The 9,836-nt window shown below is 68.6% G+C and carries 9 protein-coding genes, 1 pseudogene and 1 riboswitch; of the genes and pseudogenes, 5 read left to right on the forward strand and 5 right to left on the reverse strand.

From position 1 onward, the window contains the following. Positions 1-239: 239 nt before the first annotated feature. Together metW and metX are read right to left on the reverse strand one after the other, a co-directional pair. Positions 240-863, reverse strand: a pseudogene (metW, locus tag AB7O82_RS33635) (methionine biosynthesis protein MetW); the annotation flags it as partial. Continuing rightward, entirely contained in the window at positions 845-2,038 is a 1,194-nt protein-coding gene (gene metX, locus AB7O82_RS33640) for a homoserine O-acetyltransferase MetX (protein ID WP_428551360.1), read from the reverse strand. The gene metX and the pseudogene metW, both read right to left, overlap by 19 nt. A 64-nt stretch (positions 2,039-2,102) precedes the next feature. Then, a riboswitch (SAM riboswitch) is annotated at positions 2,103-2,178 on the reverse strand. A gap of 106 nt (positions 2,179-2,284) precedes the next feature. On the opposite strand from metX, the gene AB7O82_RS33645 reads away from it, so the two are divergent. From AB7O82_RS33645 to AB7O82_RS33660, 4 genes are read left to right on the forward strand one after another with little or no spacing between them, the layout of a single operon-like run. Further along, positions 2,285-3,136, forward strand: coding sequence for a chorismate mutase (locus AB7O82_RS33645; RefSeq protein ID WP_428551358.1), 852 nt, complete (start codon positions 2,285-2,287; stop codon positions 3,134-3,136). Positions 3,137-3,173: 37 nt separating this feature from the next. Beyond that, entirely contained in the window at positions 3,174-4,262 is a 1,089-nt protein-coding gene (gene hisC, locus AB7O82_RS33650) for a histidinol-phosphate transaminase (RefSeq protein WP_428551356.1), read from the forward strand. Continuing rightward, positions 4,259-5,188, forward strand: coding sequence for a prephenate/arogenate dehydrogenase family protein (locus AB7O82_RS33655; protein ID WP_428621345.1), 930 nt, complete (start codon positions 4,259-4,261; stop codon positions 5,186-5,188). The genes hisC and AB7O82_RS33655 overlap by 4 nt, the downstream gene beginning before the upstream one ends. Next, positions 5,185-5,736 carry a gamma-glutamylcyclotransferase gene (locus tag AB7O82_RS33660; protein WP_428551351.1) on the forward strand — a complete coding sequence of 184 codons (552 nt, stop codon included), beginning with the start codon at positions 5,185-5,187 and terminating at the stop codon, positions 5,734-5,736. Before AB7O82_RS33655 ends, AB7O82_RS33660 begins: the two co-directional genes overlap by 4 nt. Before the next feature lie 93 nt (positions 5,737-5,829). Here the strand turns inward: AB7O82_RS33660 and AB7O82_RS33665 are convergent, their stop codons facing one another. Then, positions 5,830-6,459 carry a TetR/AcrR family transcriptional regulator gene (locus tag AB7O82_RS33665; RefSeq protein ID WP_428551349.1) on the reverse strand — a complete coding sequence of 210 codons (630 nt, stop codon included), beginning with the start codon at positions 6,457-6,459 and terminating at the stop codon, positions 5,830-5,832. A 191-nt stretch (positions 6,460-6,650) separates the two neighbouring features. Here AB7O82_RS33665 and AB7O82_RS33670 point away from each other — a divergent pair, with 191 nt between their 5' ends. Beyond that, positions 6,651-7,805 carry a trans-sulfuration enzyme family protein gene (locus AB7O82_RS33670; RefSeq protein ID WP_428551347.1) on the forward strand — a complete coding sequence of 385 codons (1,155 nt, stop codon included), beginning with the start codon at positions 6,651-6,653 and terminating at the stop codon, positions 7,803-7,805. A 200-nt stretch (positions 7,806-8,005) separates the two neighbouring features. Here AB7O82_RS33670 and AB7O82_RS33675 read toward each other — a convergent pair whose 3' ends face one another. Then, positions 8,006-8,998: a proline racemase family protein gene (locus AB7O82_RS33675; RefSeq protein WP_428621347.1), complete on the reverse strand. Its 993-nt coding sequence runs from the start codon at positions 8,996-8,998 to the stop codon at positions 8,006-8,008. Continuing rightward, the coding region (locus AB7O82_RS33680) for an acyl-CoA dehydrogenase family protein (RefSeq protein WP_428621349.1) at positions 8,995-9,836 on the reverse strand (842 nt) is incomplete at its 5' end. The genes AB7O82_RS33680 and AB7O82_RS33675, both read right to left, overlap by 4 nt.

The raw sequence follows: 9,836 nt of genomic DNA on the forward strand, positions 1-9,836 counted from the left end.
TCAAACGGTTGGGATGGGTGTGACGGCGTAGGCCGCGCTGGCGGGCAGGCGCCAGCACCAAATTAGCACCATCCCCCGATCGACCAGACTTACCATCCGATCGACCAGACAAACCACGAATCGACAACGCCACGCTCATAATCGACGCTGCGCGTCCGTGCTACCGTCCTCCCCCTGCAAAGCTTCAAAGCTTCACAGCCTCAGACGCCCGCGGTCCGCAAGACGAAGACTCGGGCTGATCAATCCCGTCGCAGCATGAACACCGCCTGCTCGCCCAGCAGGTTGGCGGCGAGCGGCGGCAGGTTGATCGGCTTGCTGTTGCGGTCGAGCACGATGGCGCGCTCGATCACCACGCCCATGTCGGCGCACAGGGCGCGGAAATCGTCGATGCTGCAGAGATGGATGTTGGGCGTCTCGTACCACTTGTAGGGCAGCGACGGCGTCTCCGGCATGCGGCCGCCGAACACCATGCGCAGGCGCACCTGCCAGTGGGCGAAGTTGGGGAACGACACGATGGCGCGCTTGCCGACCCGCAGCATCTGCTGCAGCACCTGGCGCGGTTCGCGCGTGGCCTGCAGCGTCTGGCTCAGGATGACGTAGTCGAAGGCGTCGTCCGGGTAGTCGCGGAGATCGGTGTCGGCGTCGCCCTGGATCACCGACAGGCCGTTGGCGACGCAGGCGTTGACGCCGGCCTGGCTGAGCTCCATGCCGCGCGCATCGACGCGCTTGAAGTTCACCAGGTAGGCGAGCAGCGAACCGTCACCGCAGCCGACATCGAGTGCGCGCGTCGACGGATCGACCATGTCGGCGATGAGCTGCAGGTCGACGCGGATGGCGGCGGCATTCATGGCACTCCCCTGAGGCCGCGCACCGTCGCCGCGCCCTTGAGGAAGCCCGCCAGGGTGCGGAACATCTCCGGCTCCTCGAGCAGGAAGGCGTCGTGGCCCTTGTCGCTCTCGATCTCGACGAACGACACGTTGGCGGCGGCGGCGTTCAGGGCATGGACGACGTCGCGGCTTTCGTGCGTGGGGAACAGCCAGTCGCTGGTGAACGACACCAGGCAAAAGCGCGTCGGCGTGCCGCGGAAGGCATTAGCCAGCACGCCGCCATGGGCGTCGGCGAGATCGAAATAGTCCATCGCCCGCGTGATATAGAGGTAGCTGTTGGCGTCGAATCGCTCCACGAAGGTCGAGCCCTGGTAGCGCAGGTAGCTCTCGACCTGGAAATCGGCGTCGAAGCCGAAGCCGAGGGCGTTGCGGTCTTGCAGCGAGCGGCCGAACTTGCGCTGCAGCGCCTGCTCCGACAGGTAGGTGATGTGCGCTGTCATGCGGGCGACGGCGAGCCCGCGCGCCGGCACCGTCCTGTGCAGCCGATAGTCGCCGCCCTTCCATTCCGGATCGGCCATGATCGCCTGGCGGCCGACCTCGTGGAACGCGATGTTCTGCGCCGAATGGCGCGCGGCGCAGGCAATGGGCACGGCGGCGAACACGCGCTTGGGAAAGCTCGCCGCCCATTCCAGCACCTGCATGCCGCCCATCGAGCCGCCGATGGCGCAGAACAGGTCGGCAATGCCGAGATGGTCGAGCAGCGCCGCCTGGGCACGCACCATGTCGGCGATGGTCACCACCGGAAAGCGCAGGTTCCACGGCTTGCCGTTCGCCGGGTCGCTGGCGAGAGGACCGGTCGTGCCCATGCAGCCGCCCAGTACGTTGGCGCAGATGATGTAATAGTGGGCCGGATCGAGCACCTTGCCCGGGCCGACCATGCTGTCCCACCAGCCGTCCTTACCGGTCACAGGATGGCGCTCGGCGACGAACTGATCGCCGGTCAGGGCATGACAGATCAGCACCGCGTTGGATTTCTCGTCGTTGAGCGCGCCGTAGGTCTGGTAGGCCACCCGGTAGGGCCCGAGATCGACGCCGCAATCGAGGTGCAACGGACGGTCGCCCCCCAGGATTGCATGGTGGCACCGGCCGAGAGCCTTGCGTTCCGCATCGGCAAGGTCGTCGAGCAGTGCCGGGCCGATCGTCCCCTCCATGTGCACTCCCCTCGGCCGCCCGCGCGGCCACGAAAAAGCCCCCGCCGGCGAAGGACGGGGGCTTTTTTCGAGCGCTCCGACCTTTTAGCGAGGTTTAACGTGGTCGCAAGCCGGTCGGCTCAAATTCCACGGGAGGCCCTCTATACGGATGCCACCGCCGATGCGCAAGAGCTTTGCGGTTTCTAAGCCTTTACGCGGGCCGCCCGGACGTAGTATCGCCGCTCCCGCACAGGAACCACCGGCCTAATGGATTCACCCACCCTCGACCGCTTGCGCCAGGAAATCGACTCCATCGACAGCGACTTGCACGGTTTGATCGAGCGGCGGGCGGATCTGGTCGACCGGATTGCCGCGTCCAAGACCGGAGGCGGGCTGGCCTTTCGGCCGGGCCGCGAGGCCCGCGTGATGCGCCAGCGCCTGGCCGGGCACCAGGGTCCTTTCCCGGCGGCCGCCGTGGGGCGCATGTGGCGCGAGATGATAAGCGCCTTCACCCTGATGCAGACGCCCGACATCAGGATCGCGATCTGCCGGCCGACCGACCAGCCGGGATACTGGGATCTCGCGCGCGACCATTTCGGCTGCCAGATCCCGCTGGTCGCCCACGACACGCCGGCCCAGGTTCTGGCGGCGGTGCGCGCCAGCCCGACGACGCTCGGCGTCGTGCCGGCGCCGATCGAGGCCGACACGGCGCCGTGGTGGCCGCTGCTGACTGGCCGTGATGCCGGCCTGCCCAACGTCGTGGTCCGCCTCCCCTTCCTGACGATGCCCAACGCGCGGGCGCGCGGCATCTCGGCCTTCGTGCTGGCGCGCATGGAGCCGGAAGAGTCGGGCGACGATCGGGCGCTGATCGCGCTCGAGGCAGACAGCGGATTGAGCCGCAACCGCATCGCCGGGGCCCTGGAGAAAGCCGGCCTGCCGGCCTTTACCTCGGCGCTGGACCAGGTCGTGGGCGGCGTGCATCACTACCTCGTCGAGTTGCCCGGCGTCATCGCCGATTCCGATCCGCGGCTCGGCGCGCTCGGCGCCGCCCTCGGACTGCAGAATGGTCGTGTCGCCGCCATCGGCGCCTACGCCGCTCCCGCAACGGCGCGGGCCTAGCGGCGCGGGCCCCCTTCACCCTCAACAGGAGACTGCCATGAGCGCGCCCACGCCGCGGCCAGGCATCATGAAGATCGCGCCCTACGTCCCGGGCAAGGATTCCATCGAGGGCCGGAAGACGATCGCCAAGCTGTCGTCGAACGAAGGGGCGCTGGGGCCGAGCCCGCGGGCGATGGCAGCCTACGCCAAGGCGGCAGCCGAGCTGCACCGCTATCCCGACGGCGACAGTGCTGGGCTGCGCGCGGCGATCGGCCGGCACTACGGTCTCGACCCGGCGCGCATCGTCTGCGGCGCCGGGTCTGACGAGCTGCTCAACCTCCTGGTTCGCGCCTATTGCGGCGAAGGAGACGAGCTGATCCACAGCCAGTACGGCTTCCTGATGTATCCGATCAACGCGCTGGGCGCCGGCGCGACGCCGGTCGCGGCGCCGGAGACGGATTACCGCGCCGACGTCGATGCCATCCTGGCCAAGGTCACCGACCGCACGCGCGTCGTCTGCCTCGCCAATCCGAACAATCCCACCGGGACCTACATCACCAAGGACGAGGTGCGCCGCCTGCATGCCGGCCTGCCCGGCAACGTGCTGCTGGTGATCGATGCGGCCTATGCCGAGTACGTGAGCCGCAACGACTACGAATCGGGCGTCGAGCTGGTCGACAAGGCCGACAACGTCGTGATGACCCGCACCTTCTCCAAGATCTACGGCCTCGGCGGATTGCGCCTCGGCTGGATGTACGGACCGGCCGGGATCGTCGACGTGATGAGCCGGCTGCGCCAGCCGTTCAACGTCAACCTGGCAGCTCAGGCGGCCGGTGTCGCCGCCCTGGCCGACATTGCTCACACCGATGCCAGCCGCACCAACAACGACATCTGGCTGCCGTGGCTCAGCGCGGAGCTCGCCAAGCTCGGCCTGAAGCCGCTGCCCAGCGTCGGCAACTTCGTCACGGTGGGTTTCGGCTCGAGGGAGCGCGCTGCGGCAGCCAACGACTGGCTGATGAACGACGGGCTGATCCCGCGCATGATCGCCGGCTACGGCCTGCCCGAGCACCTGCGCATCACCATCGGCACCGAAGAAGAGGTCAAGGCGGTGCAGGCCTCGCTCGCCCGCTTCGTCGTCCAGCAATGACCACGCCCTCCCTCGACAAGGCCCCATTGGGCGAGCCACCTCCCGGCAAGCCGATTTTCGGCAAGATCGCGCTGATCGGCATCGGGCTGATCGGCGGCTCGATCGCGCTCGCCGCCCGACGCGCCGGACTGGCGCGCACCATCGTCGCCGCGACACGGCGCGCCGAAACCGCCGAGACCGCCAACCAGCTGAAGCTGGTCGATCATTGCGGCACCGACCTCGCCGCCGCCTGCGAGGACGCCGACCTGGTGATCGTCTGCACGCCGGTCGGCTCGTGCGGCGAGGCAACCCGCGCCATCGCGCCCAGCCTAAAGCCGGGCTGCATCGTGTCCGACGTCGGCTCGGTGAAGCAGGCGGTGATCGACGCCATGGCACCGCACCTGCCCGCCCATGTGCACTTCGTGCCGGCTCATCCTGTCGCCGGCACGGAGAACTCGGGCCCGACGGCCGGCTTCGCCGAGCTGTTCGACGGGCGCTGGTGCATCCTGACGCCGTTGCCCGGCGGCGATGCGGCGGCGGCCGACAAGCTCGAGGCCTTCTGGCGCGGGCTGGGCAGCGAGGTCGAGCGGCTCGACCCGGCCGATCACGACCGCATCCTCGCCATCACCTCGCATCTGCCGCATCTGATCGCCTACACCATCGTCGGCACCGCCGACGATCTGGCCGGCCATCTCAACAGCGAGGTCCTCCGCTTCGCCGCCGGCGGCTTCCGGGACTTCACGCGAATCGCCGCCTCCGATCCGACGATGTGGCGCGACGTGTTCCTGAACAACCGCGAGGCCGTGCTCGAAGTGCTGGCGCGCTTCCAGGAGGACCTGTTCTACCTGCAGCGCGCCATCCGCTGGGGCGAGGGCGACAAGCTGTTCGACCTGTTCACCCGCACGCGCGAAATCCGCCGCGCGCTGATTCACCTCCACCAGGCGTGAGCACACCGGACGACGGCACGGAGACCCGGCCGCGCTGGGTCTTCGGCTACGGCTCGCTGATGTGGAACCCGGGCTTCGCCACACCGGAGACGAGGGCCGCGCGGCTGCAGGGTTGGCACCGCGCCTTCTGCATCTACTCGGAGCATTATCGCGGCACGCCGCAGCAGCCCGGGCTCATCCTCGGCCTGCTGCCGGGCGGCGCCTGTCGCGGTCTTGCCCACCGGTTGCCGGATGAAGACTACGATACGGTGCGCCGCTACCTGATCCATCGCGAGATCGACAATGACGGCGTCTATCGCGAGACCGTCCGGCCGATCCATCTCGACGACGGCCGCGCCGTGCCGTCTCTGGTCTACCTGGCCGACCGCCAGCACCGCCAATTCGCCGGCAAGCTGCCGCTCGAGACGGCAGTCGGCCTGGTGCGTCACGGACGCGGCGCCACCGGCAGCAACCTCGACTACGTCGAGAACACGGTGAGACACCTCGTCGAACTCGGCCTGCGCGACCGCGCGCTCGAGGAGCTGGCGCGCCGGGCGGCCACGCCGTAACGCTTCATCGTCTTCCGGACCGCGAGCGTCTCGCTCGCTCAGAAGCATGAGCGAGCGAGACGCTCGCGGTCCGGAAGAGCATGAGGACCAACTCTAACCGCGCGCGCTGCCGTCGCTGAAGACGGCGCTGGTGATGAAGCGCAGCTCGTCGCGCGCCTGATCGATCGACAGGCCGAGCCGGCGGCGCAGCACGACCCAGGCTTCCGGCGCGCACGCCACCGCGAGCGCATTGAGGGCCCGTTCGCGCGACTCGGGCGGCATCGCCGTCAGCTCGCGATCGAAGCAGATCGCCAGCTGATGACGGTTGGAATTGTACATCTGCCCCACCATGTCCGACGCATTGGGCGAGCGGCGTTGCAGCGTCTCGACGAAGGTCCACATCGGCAGGAGGCGTTCGCAGCGATCGCTGCACTGGTTGGTGACCGCGGCGATGCGTTCCTCGATCGACCATGCGGCGCCCAGATCGGGAAGGTCGCCAACCACGGCGGCGAGCATGCGGCCGAGCACGGCGACGTAGAGTTCCGCCGTGTCGGAAAAATGCTGGAATACGGTGCGTGCCGAGACACCGGCCGTCTTGGCAATATCGCGTACGATCGGTGCCACCTCGCCGGCCAATGCCAGCGCCAAAGCCGACGCAATGATTGCCTCGCGCGTACGAGCCACGCGATCACCGCGACCGGCGGTCGGCGCCTGTGGCGGGCGGATGGAAGCAACGAAGTTCATGCACCAATCTCCCGAATGCTGATCATCGCGACAAGAGACAAGAGAGGTGACAGACATCGCGACGCCCGCCGCTCAAACCCGTGTTCGGGTTTGCGGCGCGGGCGGATACTAATGCATCCACGACGGAAGCGCGACGATGCGCTAATAGAGCGCGTCCAGTGTAAGCAACTCGTAAGGTCCCGGAAATCGACATGAACGACAAGCCCCTTGCCGCCGCCTCACTCGCCGCCCAGGCGATGGGCTGGATCGATCCGGTGACCAAGGCCGTCGTGCCGCCCATCCATATGGCGAGCACCTATGTGCGCGACGAGGACAACGCCTACCGGTCGGGTCGCATCTACGCGCGCGCCGACAACCCGACATTCGACCAGGCCGAGGCGACCCTCGCGGCACTCGAGCGCGGCCCGAAGGCCTTGATCTTCTCGTCGGGCATGAGCGCCGCTACCGCCTGTTTCCTCGCCCTGGCGCCGGGAGACCACGTCGTCGCTCCAAAAGTCATGTACTGGGCGTTGCGCAACTGGCTCGCGACTTTCGCCACAGGCTGGGGCCTCGAGGTCGAATTCGTCGATGCCGACTGCACCGACGCCATTGCCGCCGCCGTCCGGCCCGGCGCCACCCGGCTGGTGTGGATCGAGACGCCGGCCAATCCGACCTGGTGCGTCACCGACATCGCCGCGGCAGCCGACATCGCCCATCGCGCCGGCGCCCTGCTCGCCGTCGACTCGACGGTGGCGACCCCGGTGCTGACACGCCCGATCGAGCATGGCGCCGACATCGTCATGCATTCGGCGACCAAGTACCTCAACGGCCACTCCGACATCATCGCCGGCGCCCTGGTCGGGGCGCGCGACGACGCCTACTGGGCGCGGCTGCGCACGCTGCGCGCCCAGCTGGGCACGATCCTCGGCCAGACCGAGGCGTGGCTGCTGATGCGCGGCATGCGCACCCTGTTCCCGCGCGTCGCCTGGGCCTGCCGCTCGGCCGAGGCGCTCGCGCAGCGGTTTGCCGATCACCCGATGGTGAGCGAGGTTCTCTATCCCGGGCTGCCGGGCTTTGCCGGTCATGCCATCGCCAGCAAGCAGATGGCCGGCGGCTTCAGCGGCATGCTGTCAGTGCGGGTCAAGGGCGGCGAGCGTGCGGCAATCGCCACCGCGGCACGCGTCGCGCTGTGGAAGCGTGCGACGTCGCTGGGCGGCGTCGAAAGCCTGATCGAGCACCGCGCCAGCATCGAAGGACCTGGCACGCCCTGCCCGCCGGACCTGCTGCGCCTGTCGGTCGGCGTCGAGGATGCCGGCGACCTCTTCGACGACCTCGACCAGGCCCTGCGCCGTGCCGATAACGCTTGAATTCAGTTTCTTTTGGATCGCGCGTCCCGCCCGCTCTTCTTCATGAATCATGAGCGGGTGGGACGCCCGCGGTCCGGAAGACATAAGACTTGTGATTGCTGGGAGCGCGCCACTCCGAAGGCGCTCATCCTGTCGACCACGTATCCTATGAGCGCCATCGGAATGGTGCGCTCCCAGCAATGAGCTTCGTGCCTTGCCGGCTACAACCCCAGACTGAACCCCTCGCGCAGCGGATCGTCGTCGTCGAAACGGAAGCGTGCCTCGCCGGTCCGATGCGCGCGGCCGCCGACCTCGACGACCACCGACCTGCGGCCGCCGACCGGCGCTGCATCGCGCAACACCTTTCCGGTGAACACGGCACCGGTGCAGCTCTCGAACAGGCGTTCTTCGCCCGGGCGCACGTGGCGTCGCACGACCTGCAGGGCCATGCGCGCCGTCACCCCGCTGCCGGTCGGGCTGCGATCGATCTGGCGGCCGGCGAAGACGCAGATGTTGCGGCTCGGCCGCCCGTCGGCGCCCTTTTCGCCGTCGGTCAGGATGGTGCCGTAGAGGAAAGCGAGATCGGGCTCGTGGGGATGGTCGATCGCGATCGCCTTCGCCGCGGCGAGCGCGATCTCCTCGCCGGCATCGACGATCTGCCGCATCGGCGAGGCCTCGAGGTCGAGCCCGATAGAATCGGCGGCCAAGAAGGCATAGAAGGCGCCGCCATAGGCGACGTCGACGGTGACCGGTCCCCACGTGCGCGTGGGCGCGATGCGGTCGAGCACATAAGCGAAGGCCGGCACGCTCTCGAACCGAACCATGCCGTCGGCCGCGACCCGCGCCGTCACCAGCCCGCAGGGACATTGCAGGCGCACCGTCGTTTCCGGCACCTGCCGCGCAACCCGCCCGCTGTCGACCGCCCAGCGCGCCAGCGCGATCGTGGCGTGGCCGCACATCGTGCTGTAGCCGTCGTTGTGCATGAACAGCACGGCGAGATCGGCCTCGGGATGGTCGGGCTCGACAAGCAGCGCGCCGTACATGCCGTCATGGCCGCGCGGCTCCAGCATCAGGCCGCGCCGCAAATGGTCGAAGCGCTCCTTTGCCTCGCGCCGCTTGTCGAGCAGCGTACGGCCCTCGAAAGCCGGCCAACCGTCGACGATGATGCGGGTCGGCTCGCCGCCCGTGTGCATCTCGACGGTCGAGAGGATCATCCGAACACCTGCGGCAGGGCGGCGCCGATGCGCTCGTTCATCATCTCGATCGAGCCGTCGGTGTAGGCGGCGATCTTGGCGCAGGCGAGATGGCGGGCGAGCGGATACTCGGCGCGCAGGCCGTTGGCGCCCATCGCCTGGATACAGTCGGCGATGCGTCGCACCGCCATCTCGGTGGCGAACTTCTTGGCGTGCGCTGCCGGCAGCACGGCATCGCCCGCTTCGTCGATCAGGCGCGCCGCGCGATAGGTGAGAAGCCGCGCCGCCTCGAGGTCGGTCGCCGCATCGACCAGCTTCCAGCGCACGCCCTGGTGCTCGAGCACCGGCTGGCCGAACGTCCTGCGCTGCCGGGTGTAGCGCACCGCCGTTTCCAGCGAGGCCTGCAGCATGCCGCAGCACATGGCGGCGACATAGGCGCGCGCACCGTTGATGCCGGCCAGCGCCGCCTTGAAGGCGCGGCCCGGCGGATGCAGCACGGCCTCGTCGGGCGCGATGTAGTCGACCAGGCGGAACCCGCCGACGCCGATCGCGTGACCACCATGCAGCTCGAACGGCTTCTCGCGATGGAAGCCCGGGCGATCCGCCTCGATGGCAAAGCAGGCAATGCCGCGGTAGCCCTGCGCCTTGTCGGTCTGGGCGTAGGCCACCGAGAGGCCGGCCACCGCCGCGTTGGTGATCCAGGCCTTGGCGCCGTTCAGCTTCCAGCCGCCGTCGACCCGTACCGCGGCCATCTCGAGGCCGCCGAAATCGCTGCCGACGCCGGGCTCGCTCAAGCCCGCACAGCCGATCAGCTCGCCGGCGATCATGCGCGGCAGCAGGCGCGCCACGTGCGCCGGCT

It is taken from the genome of Reyranella sp., assembly GCF_050185545.1.
In the GTDB taxonomy this organism is placed as follows: domain Bacteria; phylum Pseudomonadota; class Alphaproteobacteria; order Reyranellales; family Reyranellaceae; genus Reyranella.